Genomic DNA, 1447 nt, shown 5'->3' with positions numbered 1-1447 from the left:
CCCAAAGCCGCTCCGTAAGGTGTTTGGCGGTCCGGAAGAGTGGGGTGTGGCTCTAAAGTCGCTTGCCCCCGGTGGCTCCGGTGGAGTGGCCGCCCCGCTCTTCGGGACGCCCGGGCCGCTGATTGAGATGTGCGAAACGGTCGCTGCTTACGGAGCTGACGGCGGGGTGTCCTCGGACCGGAACGGCACGCTGTCCGAGGCCGAGGAGACGCACATGAACGCACAGGTGCCCTGTTTATGGGTCGGTATCGACGCCAGCAAGGCCCACCACTGGTGGGTCGCCATCGACGACACCGGAACCACTATCTGGAGCCGGAAGGTCAGCAACGACGAGGCCGTCATCCTCGCCGGCCTAAGCGAGGTCCTCGCGATGGCCGCCGAAGCCCGCTGGGCAGTGGACCTCACCGGCACCGCCCCCGCCCTGTTGTTGGCCCTGCTCGCCGACCACGGCCAACGAGTCATCTATGTGCCTGGCCGAACGGTCAACCGCATGGCTGGCGCCTACAGGGGCGAGGCCAAGACAGATGCCCGCGACGCCTATGTCATCGCCGAAACAGCCCGTCTGCGGCAGGACTTCGCCCCCGTGAAGATCCCCACGGACCAGGTTGCTGACCTGGCTCTGCTCACGACCCACCGTTCCGACTTGATCGCCGACCGGGTCCGCCTGCTCAACCGTCTCCACGACGTGCTCACCGGCATCAGTCCCGCCCTGGAAGCGGCCTTCGACTACGCCGACCACAAGGGCGCCCTGGTCCTGCTCACCGGCTACCAGACCCCCTCAGCCCTGCGCCGCTGCGGCCAGGCCCGCCTGACCCGCTGGCTCGCCGCACGAGGCGTGCGCCACCCCGAAACGGTTGCCGCCACCGCCCTCGCCGCCGCGCAGGCCCAGCACATCCAACTGCCCGGCCAGAACACGGCCGCGGGCATCACCGCAGACCTCGCCGCGCAAGTGCTGGCCCTGGACAAACGGCTCAAGCAGCTCGACCGGCAGATCAGCGACGTCTTCCACACCCACCCGCAGGCCGCTGTCATCGAGTCGATGCCCGGGATCGGCCCCATCCTCGGCGCCGAGTTCCTTGTCGCCGCAGGTGATCTGGCTTCCTACCCCGACGCCGGTCACCTCGCCTCCGCCGCCGGCCTGGTCCCCGTCGCCAAAGACTCCGGACGCCGCACCGGCAACCTCCGCCGGCCACAGCGCTACAGCCGCCGCCTGCGCAGAGTGTTCTACCTCTCCGCGCAGACCAGCATCATCCGCGACGGCCCCAACCGGACCTACTACCTCAAGAAACGAGCCCAGGGACACAAGCACATCCCCGCCGTCATCGCCCTCGCCCGCCGCCGCGTTGACGTCCTCTGGGCCCTGCTACGCGACGACCGCCCCTTCACCACCAGCCCACCAGCAAGGACACACACCGCTACAGCCGCTTGACTCGGTCATTAAGACTCC

1 protein-coding gene is annotated in these 1447 nt (G+C 68.6%); it reads left to right on the top strand.

Annotated features, from left to right (window positions below):
* The first annotated feature begins 214 nt into the window (after nt 1–214).
* Nucleotides 215–1429 carry an IS110 family transposase gene (locus ACFV20_RS36920; RefSeq protein ID WP_385665503.1) on the top strand — a complete coding sequence of 405 codons (1215 nt, stop codon included), beginning with the start codon at nt 215–217 and terminating at the stop codon, nt 1427–1429.
* The last annotated feature ends 18 nt before the right edge of the window (nt 1430–1447 follow it).

The organism is Streptomyces sp. NPDC059696, from assembly GCF_042733745.1.
In the GTDB taxonomy this organism is placed as follows: Bacteria; Actinomycetota; Actinomycetes; order Streptomycetales; family Streptomycetaceae; genus Streptomyces.
This window is presented reverse-complemented; position numbering and strand designations above follow the sequence as displayed.